Below are 14,092 nucleotides of genomic sequence, written 5' to 3'. Positions count from 1 at the left end.
AGGTTTTTGGGGAGTGGTTTGAAAGCGCCGAGGGCCCAGAGCCGAGGGCCGAGGGCAAACAGCAAGATGTTTTTGGGATTTCTGAAATGCAGTTGTGGATTCAACAATGACTTGAAAAGAGCAGTTTGAAATTGGATTTCTGGTTTTCCTGCAAGTGGTTTTTGGCTCTCGGCTCTGGGCTCTCGGCGCTCGGCTGTCTTTGCGGCATTTCCAAATGTCTGTCATGCCTTTTTTCGCAAAAGGCGCTATAATCAGCCCGTGATTCCCGCGTGTGGTCCTTACCTGCCTGAACTCCTGCTGGAGGACGGCGACATCCGAACCTACCTGGGTACGGACACCATCACCGGTATGCCGGTCCTGCTGTACCTCAGTGAGCAACCCCTGACCCTGACTGAACTTTCTGCCCCCCACCTGCTGCCTTTTCTGGATTCAGGTAGGGAAGGGCGTGACCATTACCTGACGGCAGGTTTGCCCCTGACCTTCAGAACCCTGCCCAAAACCGTTCCCAGAGAACTGCTGGAAGACCTCTGGGAATCTGGGCTGCAAATGCTGCAAGGCCTGCATGAAGCAGGAAAGACCTTTGGTCGCCTGACCGCCCACAACTGCCTCTTGAATGGCAGGGAAGTGCTGTTTTCGGGTGCTGCCCTGACCTCTGGCAGCGAAAAAACCGACATCCGCAACCTGGCCAAACTGGTGATGCAACTGATGGGAGGGCAGTCCTCCTCGGAACTCAGCACCATCATGCGCAACCAGCTGGAGCGCCTGATGCAAAACCACTTCATCAGTGCTGCGCACCTGCTGCGTGATTTGCAGGCCAAGCCCAAAACGCCCACCCAGAGTGTGCTGCAAAGCGTGAAAGTGAACCCGCTTCCCCAGCCAGAAGTGCACTTTGAAGAACCCGAACCCGAAATCAAAATCGAAGAAACCACCCCGGTGGAGCCTGAAGCCCCTCCGGTGGTGGTTCGCATCGGCTGGGACGACGATGAATCCTGGAGACAGGTGCAGGCCCCGGCCAGCCCACAACAGGCCAATGCCCAGAATGCTCCAGGTTTCATGCGTTACCTTGCCACCATTGGCATTGCGGTGCTGTTGCTGGCGGGTGCAGGTGCAGGCTGGTGGTACGCTGCCAGACAGCAGCAAGCCGCCCCAGACACCGGAACCATCACCTGTTGCGTGGTGGATTTCTCCCTGTCTCGCAAAGGTCAGCCTTACAACTCCCAGGCCAAATTGATCGCGGTCAAAGTCCCGGAAGGCAGCAGTTACAAAGCGGGTGACACCCTCGGACTGGTGCCCGGAACCGTGCGGTTTCCCTCGGTCAAAGGAGATTACATGCTGAAAGTGGAAGTTCCTGGTTTGCGCACTGCGCCTTTCCCTCTGAGCATGCCCACCTCTGGCCCCATGACCATTGATTTGCAGTAAGCCTTAAAATGCTGCTTTTGAGCCTGATTTCCCCAAAGTTTATTGGGGAAATTTTGTTCTCAATGGATCAGGTTTGCCCCTGGCTCTCGGCGCTCAGCCCTGTCTTGACCCTACAACGCGGTCCAAAACGGTTTGTGACCGCTGGGTCGCTTCTTGACCCTACAACGCGGTCCAAAACGGTTTGTGACCGCTGGGTCGCTCGGCACCAGGCTTCCCACCTAACCCTCTCCCTACCCCTCCCTCACCTTTCCCGTATAATCAAACGGAATTTCTGATGGTCTTGCACCACAGAATGTCGGTTTGGTTCTTTTCAGGCGCAGTCAGGGAACAGGGGTTTCAAAAGGTCCCGACTCATTTTTTCAAGGGCTGAAACAGCTGTTTCGGGCCGCATAAAACCAGGAGGCTCCTGTGAGCATCGTGATTCTTGATTTCGGTAGCCAGTTCACCCGTCTGATTGCCAGACGTTTCCGTGAACTGGGTGTGTACAGTGTGATTCTGCCCGGAAGTGCTTCTTTAGAGCGCATCCTGCAGGAAAAACCCCAGGGTGTGGTGCTCTCGGGCGGTCCCAGCAGCGTTTACGACGAGAATGCCCCAAAGCCTGCCCAGGGCGTGCTGGATCTGGATGTTCCCATTCTGGGCATCTGTTACGGGATGCAGTACCTCGCACACACCGCCGGAGGAGAAGTCAAACGGGCTGGCAAACGCGAGTACGGCAAGGCCGAATTGAGCAAGTACTCGGGCACCCTTTTTGCAGGCGTGCAGGGTGAATTCATCGCCTGGATGAGCCACAGCGACTCTGTGATCACCCTGCCCCAGGGCTACGATGTGGTTGCAGAAACCATCGATACCCCTGTCACTGCCATCGAGAACAATGAAACCCGCCGCTATGGGGTGCAATTTCACCCTGAAGTGGTGCACACCCCCAAAGGCACCCAGGTGCTCCTCAACTTCCTGGAAGTGTGTGGTGTGGCCCGCGACTGGACGGCAGAACACATCGTGGAAGAACTCATTGCCGATGTGCGTGCAAAAGTGGGCACTGGCAAGGTGCTGCTGGGCATTTCTGGAGGCGTGGATTCCAGCACCCTGGCCCTGCTGCTGGCCAAGGCCGTGGGCGAGCAACTGACCGCCGTGTTCATTGATCACGGTCTGCTGCGTCTGGGAGAGCGGGAACAGGTCGAGCAAGCCCTGCGTCCCCTCGGTGTGAACCTGGTGGTCGTGGATGCTTCCAATGAATTCCTTGGTGCCCTGGATGGGGTCAGCGATCCCGAAGAGAAGCGCAAGATCATCGGGCGTGAATTCATCCGGGCCTTTGAACGGGAAGCCCGTGAATATGGTCCATTCGAGTTTCTGGCCCAGGGCACCCTTTACCCCGACGTGATCGAATCCGCAGGTGGAGAAGGGGCAGCCAACATCAAGAGCCACCACAACGTGGGTGGTCTGCCCGAAGACCTCGCCTTCAAACTGGTGGAACCTTTCCGCACCCTCTTCAAAGACGAAGTGCGTGAAATTGCCCGCCTGCTGGGCCTCCCCGACCACATCCGCCTGCGTCACCCTTTCCCCGGTCCTGGTCTCGCCATCCGCATCATCGGAGCCATCACCCGTGAGAAAATCAACATCTTGCAGCGTGTGGATGACATCTTCATCTCGGGCCTCAGGGAATATGACCTGTACAACCAGACTGCGCAGGCCCTGGCCGTCCTGACCCCCATCCAGTCTGTGGGCGTGATGGGCGACGAGCGCACCTACTCTTATACCGTGGCTTTGCGTGCCGTGACCAGTGCAGACTTCATGACGGCCGAATGGGCTTTCCTGCCTTATGAATTCCTGGCCACCATCTCCAACCGCATCGTTAACCACGTGCACGAGATCAACCGCGTGGTCTACGACATCACCTCCAAACCCCCAGCCACCATCGAGTGGGAGTAAACAAAAACAGCAGAAAGGGCACAGCTTCGAAAGCCTGTGCCCTTTCTGCTGGAAACCCTTGAGGGGTTTCCCTCGTACCCTGAAACAGTGAGGTTTGGACCATGCAAGGAAATCTGACCGAAAACATCGTGAAAATCATCGGGATCGTCATTGCTGCGATCATCGTTTTGTGGTTGCTGGGCCTTCTGTTCCAGCTGCTGGGAGGCATCTTCATCGGACTGGTGGCGCTCCTCAAGGGGCTCCTGCGGTTCCTGATCATTGCAGGCATCGTGGGCGGAATTGCCTACCTGATCGTCAATTTGCTCAAGAAGAAGTGATCACGCAACATCAACCCCAGAACAGAAAAAACCCCGGAAATTCATCCGGGGTTGATTTTTGGGCAGGATTTACAGGTTGGCGATCAGTGCGTCTGCAAATTCAGAGCACTTGACCTCGGTGGCTCCGTCCATCAGGCGGGCAAAGTCGTAGGTCACGGTTTTCTGGGAGATGGTTTTGCTCATGGACTTGAGGATCAGATCCGCAGCTTCGTTCCAGCCAAGGTGACGCAGCAGCATTTCGCCCGAGAGGATCACGCTGGAGGGGTTCACTTTGTCCTGGCCAGCGTATTTGGGTGCGGTGCCGTGGGTGGCCTCGAAGATGGCGTGTCCGGTCACGTAGTTGATGTTGGCACCGGGAGCAATGCCAATTCCGCCCACCTGGGCAGCCAGGGCGTCGCTCAGGTAGTCGCCGTTGAGGTTGAGGGTGGCGACCACATCGTACTCGGCGGGACGCAGGATGATTTGCTGCAGGAAGGCGTCTGCAATGGCATCTTTGATGATGATGCCATTGGGGAGTTTGCACCAGGGACCGCCGTCAATTTCCACAGCGCCGAACTCTTCTTTGGCCAGTTCGTAACCCCAGTCGCGGAAAGCGCCCTCGGTGAACTTCATGATGTTGCCCTTGTGCACCAGGGTGACGCTCTTGCGGTTGTTGTCGATGGCGTACTGGATGGCAGCACGCACCAGACGCTTGGTGCCTTCTTCAGAGACAGGCTTGATGCCCAGGCTGCTGGATTCGGGGAAGCGGATTTTGTTGACCTTGAATTCGGTTTGCAGGAAGTCGATCAGTTTCTTGACTTCAGCACTGCCCGCTTTGTACTCGATGCCAGCGTAGATGTCTTCGGTGTTTTCACGGAAGATCACCATGTCCACCAGTTCGGGTTGCTTGACGGGGCTGGGCACGCCGTCGAAGTAGGTCACGGGGCGCACGCAGGCGTACAGATCCAGAATCTGGCGCAGGGCCACGTTGATGGAACGGATGCCGCCACCCACGGGGGTGGTCAGGGGGCCTTTGATGCCCACCAGGAATTCACGGAAAGCCTCGTTTGTTTCATCAGGGAGCCAGAGGTTGTTGTCGCCGTAGACTTCGTTGGCCTTGTCACCAGCGTAGACTTCCATCCAGACGATTTTCTTCTCGCCGTTGTAGGCTTTTTCCACAGCAGCGTCCAGCACGCGCACAGAAGCCTGCCAGATGTCAGGACCGGTGCCGTCACCTTCAATGAAAGGAATGATGGGGTTGTTGGGGACCTGCAGTTTGCCGTCTTGCAGGGTGACTTTGGTGCCTTCAGTGGGAACCTGAATCTTTGACATGAATGAAACCTCCGTAGGGCTTACTTTAAGTGCTGTGTATCAGGTACACTAAATGACTTGTGCGAACGAATCAACCGTTTCTGCCGTCAAAAGCGTAACTTCATGACAGACACACGGCCCTTTTTGCATCAGAACCTTTGCACCAGACTCAGGGCAACTGGTTCAGAAAGGTCTTGAAGTTGCTGATGCTGGTGGTGACCAGAAAGCCATTGCCTTGAATTTCGTTGAAACTGCGCATGCCTGCATCTCCATACACCTGAAAGACCGGGGTTTCTTCCAGAGGGTTGAAGTACAGGGCGACACCACCAGACAGGATGTTGCTGGTGCATTTGTCACCGTATTCCTTGAGGAAGCAGAATTTGTAGAACTGTTCGGTGGACTGCTCCTTGACCTCCGGGTAAAACCCCTTGACCTCGATCAGCTTGCTGATGGGCATGTACACAATGCCCCCCTCCTGCACTGTGACAGCGTAGGTGCCCTTCTTGTAAAGGGCATACAGCTGACTGGAAAGTTTTGTTCCATCAATGGCCAGGTTTCTGCCCATCAGGACAGCCGCTTCATTGCCAGAGATTTCCACTTTGAAAGTGCGCTGCTGGTCTTCTTGCACGGCCACAAACGGGTAATAATTTTTGATGCGGGGGATGCTTTCCCCCTGGGGGCCACTGGCGGTGGGCGCACAGGCCCCCAGCAACAGAACCCCCAAGAACCACAGGCGATTTAACATGGGTTTCCTCCAAACACTGCAATTATAGGGAGAAGACCTCTGAAAAACATTTGGAGTGTGAGCAGAGACAGAAAAAGAGACAGCAGAAGACCCGGAAGCAGGACTTCCGGATCTGTTTGTGGGATGCTCAGAATTTGAAGAAGATGGGCACGAACTCGTAGGCGGCGTCTTTGGTTCGGATGTGCCCCACACCAGGCCAGGCGTAGTGGTAGCCCACCACGGTCAGGTTTTCACTGGCGGCCTGCGCAAAGATTTTCTTGCGGGTGGCAGTGGCATTTTCCGGGTTGGAGTCAAAACCCAGATAGTGCTCGGGGAACATCAGAGACAGGATGTAGTGTCCTCCGGCATCTGCAAAGTGCATGAGTTTTTCGGTGCCAGAGGTGGCCAGCACCGACATGTGCCCCACGGTGTGACCGGGGGTCAGCACCCCCAACAGACCGGGAACGATCTCCCCGCCATCCTGAATGAAAGTGAAGCGGTCTTTGAAGGCCACGATGTTCTTGTTGAAGCCTGCATTGTTCTGGCTGGCCCAGAAGTCAAACTCGCTCTGGCCCATCACGAATTTTGCATTCTTGAACACCGATTTGCCTTCGGCGTCTGACATGCCTCCGATGTGATCGCCGTGTCCGTGGGTGATGAACACGGTGTCGATGTCGTCCGGGGAATACCCGGCATTCTTGAGGTTCTGCACAAGCTGCCCTGCTGCACCTCCACGACCTGTATCAATCAGGACCTTGTTTTTCCCGGTGTCAATGAGCATGGGGTTGAAGTTGTTGGTGAAAGGCTCAACGGGGGCAAAGTTGGCCTTCAGGACAGCGGCGAATTCTTCCTGCCTGCCTGGATTGGCCCCCCAGTTGGGAAGGGCGTTTCCTCCGGTGGCCTGTCCATCGCTGACCACCACGAAAGTGAAATCTCCGAGTTTGAAACGGTAGAAACCAGCACCGTTTGGTAAGGTCACACGGTTCTCCTGTGCTCTGGCCCCTGAGTGCATCCCTGCGGCGAGCAGCATGGATGTTCCTCCCAGAATTTTAAGTGTGTTGCGGCGAGTGAGTCCCTTCGTCACCTGTAAACACCTCCTGAATTTGACCGGATGGTCGCCCTCAGTTTTTCCGAGAAACCACAGAAAAAATCAGACAAATGTTACAGTTCAAGGTTAAACTGTATCAACAAGAACTTTCTGGTCCATCCTCAGGCAAAAAACGGGCTTCCAGGGTGTGCTGAAGGCCTGTTCTGTGCACAAACTCAGGAGGGCTTTCTGGTGCCCAGAGCTTGCAGTGCCTCTGCCACCTCATCCCAGGGGAGGGTTTCACTGGCGCGTTCCAGGGTGTCTTCTGGACCTTTGCCTGCCAGAAGCACGGTGTCTTCAGGACCAGCCTGATGGATGGCTTCCTGAATGGCTGTCCTGCGGTCTGCAATGGAACGGTAATTCTGGTTTCCAGTGCTGCTGGCCCCCCGTTCCATTTCCTGCAAGATCTCCTGGATGGGGGTGTCCCGGCAGTCCTCCTCTGTGAAGATCGCCTGATCGGAGAGCCGGGATGCGACCTCACCCAGAGGGGCACGTTTCAAAGGATCCCGGTTGCCTCCGGCGGAACCCACCACCACCCAGAGTTTTCCGGTGGTGCTGGGACGCAGCACTTCCAGGGCTTTTTCCAGGCTGGGCGGGGTGTGGGCAAAATCCACCATCACCCGTGGGTGGCTGCTCAGGAGTTGCATCCGTCCAGGGATCCCCTGAAAAGAAGCCAGTCCTTTTTGCAGTTCAGGGATGGACAGGCCCAGATGATGGGCGGTCGCCATGGCCGCCAGGGCGTTCAGCACATTGAACTGCCCAATCATGGGAAGCACCACATCAAAGGTGCCAGCAGGGGAGACCACCGTGAAATTCAGACCAGAGGCCTCCTCTTGAAGGTTGGTGGCCCGCCACTGCGCCTCTGCCGAGAACCCAAAAGTGGTGTGGCTGGGGTGGTCGGTCAGGCGTCTGGCATAGGGATCATCCTGATTCAGCACGGCAAAACGGCTGCGGTCAATCAGCTTGCGCTTGGCCTGAAAGTATCCTTCCATGTCCCCATGGAAATCCAGATGCTCCGGGGTCAGGTTGGTGAAGATGCCCACCCCATACTCCACCCCACGCACCCGGTCCAGTTCCAGCGCATGGGAACTGGTTTCCAGCACGCAGTGCGTGGCGCCTGCATCCAGCAGTTCACGCAGCAGGCTCTGGATTTCCGGGCTGTCCGGGGTGGTCAGGTGCTGCGGGAAATGGTGCAGCACCCCATCCGGGGTCCGGTATCCCACTGTGGACAGCAAGCCCGAAGGTTTTCCGGCAGATTGCAGCAAATGGTAGGTGATCCAGCTGGTGGTGCTCTTGCCATCCGTTCCCGTGATGCCCACCACGGTCAACGCCCTGCTGGGATGGCCCTGCAGCACACAGGCAAAATCTGCCAGAGCATGACGGGCATGTTCAACTTTGATGTAGGGAACAGGCAAGTCACCCTCAAAGCCCTCGCCCACAATCGCCACAGCACCTTTTTCCAGGGCTTGCGGAATGAATTTGTGCCCATCGGTCTTGAGGCCACGCACCGCCACGAACACCGCACCGGGCTTCACCCAGGAACTGTTGTGGGTGACCGCAGAAACCTCAGGGTCTGCTTCAGGGTGTGCAGACAAACCCAGCTGGGAAAGCAGCAGGCTGAGCTTCAAAACAGCCCTCCCACCACCACATCATCGATGTCCTCACAGAGCTTCTCGATGATGCCGGGGTTTTCCACAAAATCCAGGGCGTCCCCATTCAGCAGGTAGATCTTGGAAGCCGTGTACTCCCCGATGAAAGACTGGTACAGGTCTGAGAGGTTTTGCAGGTACTGGTCAGGCAGGGCTTTCTCGTAATCCCGGCCCCGCAACGCAATGCGTTTTTTCAGGGTGGGCAGGCTGGCCTCAATGTGGATCAACACATCTGGCATGCGGAGTGCTGGCAGGATGCCTTGCAACAGGCTCTGGTAGGTTTCCCAGTCACGCCTGCTCATGTGGCCCTGCTGGTACAGGTTTCTGGCAAACACCCAGGCATCTTCAAAGATGGTGCGGTCCTGCACCACATCCAGTGTGGCATTCACCACCTTCAGGTGTTGCTCCAGACGCCGGGACAGAAAAAACACCTGCGAGTGAAAAGCATAACGGGCCATGTCCTGGTAAAAATCCGCCAGGTACGGGTTCTCATCCACGGTTTCAAACACCGGGGTGAGTTTCAGCCGTTCGGACAGCAGTCGGGTGAGGGTGCTCTTGCCGCTCCCGATGTTGCCACTCACGGCAAGGTACATTGCAGGGCCTCCTCAATTTCCGAGAGGATTTTCAGGGCATCTTCGGGTTTGCCCACAAAATCGTAATCGGCAGCATTGATGCACAGCACCCGACCCGGGTAGGTCTCAAAATAGCGGTCGTAGTGCTCAGAGAGGTTCTGCAGGTAATCCAGTGGCATGTCCAGCTCGAATTCCCGGCCCCGCTTTAAAATGCGCTCTTTCACAAACTCCGGATCAGCCCGCAGGTACACCACCAGATCCGGATGGGCCAGTTTGGGTTTCAGCTGCGAATACAGCTCCTGGTACAGATCGAACTCATGGTCTTTGAGGTTCATGCTGGCAAACACGAAATCCTTGTCGAACATGTAATCCGACACGTGGTTGAGGTGAAACAGATCCCCCTGGGTGACATGCTGCAACTGCTTGAAGCGGGACAGCAGAAAAAACACCTGCACCTGAAACGCATAACGCTCCATGTCTGCATAAAATCCACCCAGAAAGGGGTTGTCTTCCACGACTTCCAGCGTCAGGGACGCCTGATACTTCTGTGCCAGCAAGCGGCTCAGGCTCGTCTTGCCCACACCAATGAGACCTTCAGTGACCAAATACACGCCAAACATCTTACTGCGAAAAAGCAGAAGACAGAAAGCCAGGGGCCGAGAGCCGAGGGCAAAAAATCAAAGGTCAACACCTTCAATGGGTCTGTAGGGGCGAGCGTGCAGAGGGACCATCTCGCGGTCCCTCGTTCTGCACAAGACGGCGTGCCTCGCCCAATGGAAGAAATCTCAAACGAGACCTGTAGGGGCGCAGCGTGCTGCGCCCTATTGGCAGCAATATGAAACAAGATGTATATGAGCTTTAAGTGTGCAAATGCAGGCTGTAAGGCTTGAACCCCACCGCTTTCCAGAAGGCCACACCCCGTTCGTTGCTGGTCAGGACCTCCACGTGGATGCGGGCGTCCTGAAACACTGCTTTTTTGAGGGTTTCAAAGGCCTGTCTGCCCAGACCCTGTCTGCGAAAAGGGTGGGCGATGAAAAATTGCCTCAGGTAAACCGTTTGAATGCGGGCATCGAAAGCGTCGGTGCCAAATTTATACAGGGCATAGCCCACCTTCTGGTCTTCGTTCACCAAAAAGACCGCTTCCCATTCATCCAGAAAAAAGCTCTGCATGCGCTCGGTGAGCTCGCGCAGGCTCATGGGGTTGCGGTGTCCTTCGTCCTGGATCAAATCCCGGTTGTACTTCGCCAGTTCTGAAGCGTCATCGGGAAGGGCTTTCTGCAGGTGCATGCTGTGTAGTGTATAGCAGATGGGTGTCTGCTTTCAGCCTTTTGAGCTGACCAGCAATCCGACCAGCTCACCTGGCCTCACACCTGACCCGATGCTCTTGCAGTACGATGAGGACACCCAAAATTGTGTTGCCCTCAGGAGAGCCCATGGCAGATGAACTGAATTTGAACGATGTGGAAGTGTCCTCCAGAGCCATCAAGTCCTACACCCTGCAATGGCATTACCCCACCAATACCCACCAGATCAGCGTGCAGCTTGATGATGGGTCGTGGCAACTCTTGACCGTCAATGATCCGCTGGAATTCATTGCCATCACCACCATGTTGCAAAAAGGCCCGGTTTACCTGAGCAATGCAGGTTTGCTGGAATACCGTGGGGAAGTCCCACAGGAGTAAACAGAAATAAGCCAGATGGTTTAGGGGTCGGGTGTGTCCTCCATACTGGAAGCATGCCCGACTTTAAACCTGACTTTAAACAGGTGCTGACCACCGAAGCGGAATTGACCGTATTGCTGGGCGGAGAGCCCAGCCCACTGGTGAAAAACAAGAAGCGCACGGCCCTGGACGAACACGCCAGAAACTTCATTGCCCACTCACCTTTTCTGGTGCTCAGCACCTCTGATCAGGACGGCCTGTGCGACGCCTCACCCAAAGGGGATGCACCGGGTTTTGTGCAGGTGCTGGACGACCACACCCTCTTGATTCCTGAGCGTCCGGGCAACCGTCTGGCGGATGGTTACCGCAATGTGCTGTCCAATCCCCATGTGGGCCTGATTTTCTTCATCCCTGGCAAAAGCGAGACCTTCCGGGTCAATGGCAGCGCCAGAATCATCACCGATCCTGAGCATCTGGAAACCATGCAGGTGCAGGGCAAGGTGCCTAAACTTGCCCTGGCCGTGACGGTGGAGGAGTGCTTTGCCCATTGCGGCAAGGCCGTGCTGCGCTCCAAACTCTGGGGAGACCGGGAAGACACCGCTCCAGAGGTGGACATCCCGGCCATGATTGCTGCTCATGCCCGCAACAGTGGAGCCACCCGTGAAAGCGTTCAGCAAGGGCTTGAAGAAAGCTACCGGGAACGCATGTACTGATTCAGGGCTGCAGAATGTCCTGTAAAACCTCCTGCAGGATCTCCTGCAAACGCAAGACACTGGCATCAGGTGCAGGATTCACACGGTAAAGGGCGAGTGGAATTCGGGGCAACTCTGGCAAAGACCCATCCCGGATCACCTGAACGCTGTCTGGCAGTCCCAGTGGGGTGCGGATGGTCACGCCAAGACCTGCAGAAACTGCGGCCCACAGACCTGCAAGGCTGGGGCTGGTGAAGGTCATTCTCCATGGTTGATCTGCAGCATCCAGATGGGCTGTCCCTTCTGACCGGAACAGACAGGGGGCCTCGAAAGCCGCCAGAGGCAGTGGATCTTCCGTAGACCAGATCAGGGTTCTGGGTGCAGCTGGACCAATCCAGACCATCGGCACCTCTAACAGCCTTTGCATGTGGAGGGGAGCTGTGCCATCGTCCCACAGCAGGGCGAGGTCCAGGTCATCTGTTTCCACAGCGGTTTTGAGGTCCCTGTTGCGGGCCACTTTTGCTTGCATGTGAATGCGGGGATGGCTGCGGGCAAAACGGGCCAGCACATCCGAGAGGATGCCCTCGGCAAAATCTTCCTGGATGCCCAGACGCACCTCTCCCTGCAGCTCCATTCCCCTCAGGCGATTTACGGTTTCATCGTTGAGGTCCAGCAGTTTGCGGGCCTGTCCCAGCAGCACCTCTCCTGCTTCGGTGAGGGCGAGGCCCCGTCCTGATTTCTGAAAAATGGGGGTGCCCGCCTGCTGTTCCAGTTTCTTCAACTGGCTGCTGATGGCCGATGGAGAACGGGAAAGGCGCTCTGCTGCACGCCCAAAGTTTCCCAGATCCACCCCGGTGACAAAGGTGCGCAGGACATCAAGTTCCAGGTGAACGTGTTTGCGTGGCATGCTTCGATTTTATCAAAGGGTTTGTGCAAAAAGTTCTGATGGACAGAAGAATGCCCGGGACCTACACTGCAATCAGCTTGCTGACCCAGGAGGTGAAAAGCATGCCTTTTGTTCGCATTTCCCTGCATCAGGGAAAAACCCCGACTTTTCTCCAGACCCTTGCAGACACCATCCACCACACCCTGGTGGACACCTTTGAAGTGCCCACCAAAGACCGCTTTCAGGTGATTCATACTCTGTCAGAAGGTCACTTTTACTTCAGTCCGGATTACCTGGACATTCAGCGCAGCCATGACCTGATCCTGATTGAGATTGTTGCTGGTCGCCCCAGAAGCACAGCCACCAAAACCTTGCTTTACCAGACCCTGGCCTCCAGGCTTTTACAGGACCTGCAGGTGCGTCCTGAAGACGTGATGGTGATTGTGCAGATCAACACCCGGGAAGACTGGTCGTTTGGTTGTGGGCTGGCCCAGATGCTGGAGGTCCAATCATGGGTCTGATGCACTATGACATCCATTTGCCCGGAGATCACAACATGGAAACCATCCGGGAAAGGGTCCGCACCCGTGGACATGCCCTGGACCAGCTTCCCGGATTGACCTTCAAAGCCTACCTGTTGCGAGAATCCGGCAAAGCAGGATCCACCGTCAACTCCTATTCTCCTTTTTACCTGTGGCATTCAGAACATGCCATGCGTGAATTTCTGCTGGGACCGGGATTTGCTGGCCTGAGCCAGGATTTTGGTCGCCCTTCTGTGGAACACTGGATGGAGATGCAGTTCCAGAAGGGAAAAGTTTTTGGGAAATCTCCAGTGTGGGCCACCTTGCTCAGAATCCCAATTGCTGCAGGAAAAGACCTGTCAGAAGCCATTCACGAGGCAGAAAACCAGCTGAACGCCCTGCAAGACCATCCAGCGCTCCATTGTGCGGTGTCTGGCCTGGATCTCAGAACCTGGGAACAGGTGCTGTTTGCCCTGTGGACCACTGACCCCTCAGAACAGATGGGCATACATTTTCAGGTGCTTCACCTCTCCTGCCCAGGGTTGGAGCAAGAAAAAGTGTAGAGGCATCGGGCAATGGTCTGAGGTCCATCTGTGTTTTTGCCCTCGATCCTCAGCCTTTGGCTTTTAGCCCTTGGCTCTCGGTCCTCGGTTCTTGTGCTTTTTGCCTTCTGCTTTCTGCCCTCGACCCTCAGCCTTCTGCGCCCTTTTGCCTGTCCGTCCTGAGCAAAGAAAAACTCAGCATGTCCCAGTACCGCCCTTCCCAGTGGTACCACGCACGCAGCAGGCCCTCCTGCTGGAACCCCAGTTTTTCCAGCACCCGCACAGAGCCGTGGTTTCCCGGGATCACCAGGGCCTGCACCCGATACAGTCCAATCTGAAAAGCGTAATCCAGCATGGCCTGTACGGCTTCGGGCATGTAGCCTTTGCCCCAGTGTGCTTCTGAGAGGTCATAACCAATCACGGTTCTCTGCTGCACGATGCTGTTGAGCCCCAGCGTGCCCAGCAGTTCTCCTGTGGCTTTCAGTTCAATGGCCCAGCGGATGCCGCCTTTTTGCTGGTAGCGGGCCTGTACGAAGTGCACGAAATCATCGGCCTGTTCCGGGTCCTGAAAGGTGCTGGTGCCGTGATAGCGGGTCACTTCGGGGTTGGAGAAGAGTTTGTAAATGGCGGGGGCGTCTGTGGCTTGAATTTCACGCAAAATCAGGCGTTCGGTTTCCAGAATGGGAAAGGTTTCAAACATCGAAAGGTCAAGCATGCCCTCACTCTTTGCCCTGCAGAGGGAGAAGTCAAGTTCAGAGAAAAACCCCACCAGCTTGTGACCGGCGGGGTTCTGCAGGGAACTCAGG

At 56.0% G+C, this 14,092-nt stretch carries 16 protein-coding genes; 7 read left to right on the top strand and 9 right to left on the bottom strand.

Annotated elements, in window-relative coordinates:
• Positions 1-258: 258 nt before the first annotated feature.
• The 3 genes from IEY52_RS08445 (at position 259) to IEY52_RS08435 (ending at position 3,662) form a co-directional block, all read left to right on the top strand.
• Positions 259-1,419 (top strand): hypothetical protein, encoded by a 1,161-nt coding sequence (locus tag IEY52_RS08445; RefSeq protein WP_189002231.1) that lies wholly within the window; start codon positions 259-261, stop codon positions 1,417-1,419.
• Between the two features lie 408 nt (positions 1,420-1,827).
• Positions 1,828-3,345 (top strand): glutamine-hydrolyzing GMP synthase, encoded by a 1,518-nt coding sequence (gene guaA, locus IEY52_RS08440; protein ID WP_189002230.1) that lies wholly within the window; start codon positions 1,828-1,830, stop codon positions 3,343-3,345.
• 101 nt (positions 3,346-3,446) lie between these two features.
• Positions 3,447-3,662, top strand: coding sequence for a hypothetical protein (locus tag IEY52_RS08435; RefSeq protein ID WP_189002229.1), 216 nt, complete (start codon positions 3,447-3,449; stop codon positions 3,660-3,662).
• 69 nt (positions 3,663-3,731) lie between these two features.
• On the opposite strand, the gene icd is transcribed toward IEY52_RS08435, so the two are convergent.
• From icd to IEY52_RS08400, 7 genes are all read right to left on the bottom strand, one after another.
• Entirely contained in the window at positions 3,732-4,973 is a 1,242-nt protein-coding gene (icd, locus tag IEY52_RS08430) for an NADP-dependent isocitrate dehydrogenase (protein ID WP_189002228.1), read from the bottom strand.
• 148 nt (positions 4,974-5,121) lie between these two features.
• On the bottom strand, positions 5,122-5,697 hold the full coding sequence (locus IEY52_RS08425; protein WP_189002227.1) for a hypothetical protein: 576 nt from the start codon (positions 5,695-5,697) through the stop codon (positions 5,122-5,124).
• A 127-nt stretch (positions 5,698-5,824) separates the two neighbouring features.
• On the bottom strand, positions 5,825-6,706 hold the full coding sequence (locus IEY52_RS08420; RefSeq protein ID WP_189002226.1) for an MBL fold metallo-hydrolase: 882 nt from the start codon (positions 6,704-6,706) through the stop codon (positions 5,825-5,827).
• A 233-nt stretch (positions 6,707-6,939) separates the two neighbouring features.
• Positions 6,940-8,391 carry a UDP-N-acetylmuramoyl-L-alanyl-D-glutamate--2,6-diaminopimelate ligase gene (locus IEY52_RS08415; RefSeq protein ID WP_189002225.1) on the bottom strand — a complete coding sequence of 484 codons (1,452 nt, stop codon included), beginning with the start codon at positions 8,389-8,391 and terminating at the stop codon, positions 6,940-6,942.
• Positions 8,388-9,005, bottom strand: a complete 618-nt coding sequence (locus IEY52_RS08410; RefSeq protein WP_189002224.1) for a deoxynucleoside kinase — start codon at positions 9,003-9,005, stop codon at positions 8,388-8,390. The genes IEY52_RS08415 and IEY52_RS08410 overlap by 4 nt, the downstream gene beginning before the upstream one ends.
• Positions 8,990-9,595, bottom strand: a complete 606-nt coding sequence (locus IEY52_RS08405) for a deoxynucleoside kinase (RefSeq protein WP_189002223.1) — start codon at positions 9,593-9,595, stop codon at positions 8,990-8,992. The genes IEY52_RS08410 and IEY52_RS08405 overlap by 16 nt, the downstream gene beginning before the upstream one ends.
• Before the next feature lie 247 nt (positions 9,596-9,842).
• The gene (locus IEY52_RS08400) at positions 9,843-10,271 is read right to left on the bottom strand and encodes a GNAT family N-acetyltransferase (protein ID WP_189002222.1); all 429 of its coding nucleotides are present in this window, start codon (positions 10,269-10,271) and stop codon (positions 9,843-9,845) included.
• A 146-nt stretch (positions 10,272-10,417) separates the two neighbouring features.
• Here IEY52_RS08400 and IEY52_RS08395 point away from each other — a divergent pair, with 146 nt between their 5' ends.
• Positions 10,418-10,666 (top strand): hypothetical protein, encoded by a 249-nt coding sequence (locus IEY52_RS08395; protein ID WP_189002221.1) that lies wholly within the window; start codon positions 10,418-10,420, stop codon positions 10,664-10,666.
• A gap of 53 nt (positions 10,667-10,719) precedes the next feature.
• Entirely contained in the window at positions 10,720-11,358 is a 639-nt protein-coding gene (locus tag IEY52_RS08390; RefSeq protein WP_189002220.1) for a pyridoxamine 5'-phosphate oxidase family protein, read from the top strand.
• Position 11,359: 1 nt separating this feature from the next.
• On the opposite strand, the gene IEY52_RS08385 is transcribed toward IEY52_RS08390, so the two are convergent.
• Positions 11,360-12,244: a LysR family transcriptional regulator gene (locus IEY52_RS08385; protein ID WP_189002219.1), complete on the bottom strand. Its 885-nt coding sequence runs from the start codon at positions 12,242-12,244 to the stop codon at positions 11,360-11,362.
• A 38-nt stretch (positions 12,245-12,282) separates the two neighbouring features.
• Here IEY52_RS08385 and IEY52_RS08380 point away from each other — a divergent pair, with 38 nt between their 5' ends.
• On the top strand, positions 12,283-12,744 hold the full coding sequence (locus IEY52_RS08380) for a tautomerase family protein (RefSeq protein WP_229684687.1): 462 nt from the start codon (positions 12,283-12,285) through the stop codon (positions 12,742-12,744).
• On the top strand, positions 12,735-13,307 hold the full coding sequence (locus tag IEY52_RS08375; RefSeq protein WP_229684686.1) for a DUF4865 family protein: 573 nt from the start codon (positions 12,735-12,737) through the stop codon (positions 13,305-13,307). Before IEY52_RS08380 ends, IEY52_RS08375 begins: the two co-directional genes overlap by 10 nt.
• 127 nt (positions 13,308-13,434) lie before the next feature.
• On the opposite strand, the gene IEY52_RS08370 is transcribed toward IEY52_RS08375, so the two are convergent.
• Entirely contained in the window at positions 13,435-14,001 is a 567-nt protein-coding gene (locus IEY52_RS08370; protein ID WP_189002218.1) for a GNAT family N-acetyltransferase, read from the bottom strand.
• Positions 14,002-14,092 lie beyond the last annotated feature (91 nt).

This window comes from Deinococcus roseus, from assembly GCF_014646895.1.
Classification (GTDB): Bacteria; Deinococcota; Deinococci; order Deinococcales; family Deinococcaceae; genus Deinococcus_C; species Deinococcus_C roseus.
This window is presented reverse-complemented; position numbering and strand designations above follow the sequence as displayed.

Bases quoted from the DNA above. Each gene is read 5' to 3' on its own strand.
- IEY52_RS08370 (WP_189002218.1), bottom strand. From the start codon at position 14,001: ATGCTTGACCTTTCGATGTTTGAAACCTTTCCCATTCTGGAAACCGAA.
- IEY52_RS08390 (WP_189002220.1), top strand. From the start codon at position 10,720: ATGCCCGACTTTAAACCTGACTTTAAACAGGTGCTGACCACCGAAGCG.
- IEY52_RS08400 (WP_189002222.1), bottom strand. From the start codon at position 10,271: ATGCACCTGCAGAAAGCCCTTCCCGATGACGCTTCAGAACTGGCGAAG.
- IEY52_RS08385 (WP_189002219.1), bottom strand. From the start codon at position 12,244: ATGCCACGCAAACACGTTCACCTGGAACTTGATGTCCTGCGCACCTTT.
- IEY52_RS08420 (WP_189002226.1), bottom strand. From the start codon at position 6,706: ATGCTGCTCGCCGCAGGGATGCACTCAGGGGCCAGAGCACAGGAGAAC.
- IEY52_RS08375 (WP_229684686.1), top strand. From the start codon at position 12,735: ATGGGTCTGATGCACTATGACATCCATTTGCCCGGAGATCACAACATG.
- IEY52_RS08395 (WP_189002221.1), top strand. From the start codon at position 10,418: ATGGCAGATGAACTGAATTTGAACGATGTGGAAGTGTCCTCCAGAGCC.
- icd (WP_189002228.1), bottom strand. From the start codon at position 4,973: ATGTCAAAGATTCAGGTTCCCACTGAAGGCACCAAAGTCACCCTGCAA.
- IEY52_RS08425 (WP_189002227.1), bottom strand. From the start codon at position 5,697: ATGTTAAATCGCCTGTGGTTCTTGGGGGTTCTGTTGCTGGGGGCCTGT.
- IEY52_RS08380 (WP_229684687.1), top strand. From the start codon at position 12,283: ATGGACAGAAGAATGCCCGGGACCTACACTGCAATCAGCTTGCTGACC.
- IEY52_RS08435 (WP_189002229.1), top strand. From the start codon at position 3,447: ATGCAAGGAAATCTGACCGAAAACATCGTGAAAATCATCGGGATCGTC.
- IEY52_RS08410 (WP_189002224.1), bottom strand. From the start codon at position 9,005: ATGTACCTTGCCGTGAGTGGCAACATCGGGAGCGGCAAGAGCACCCTC.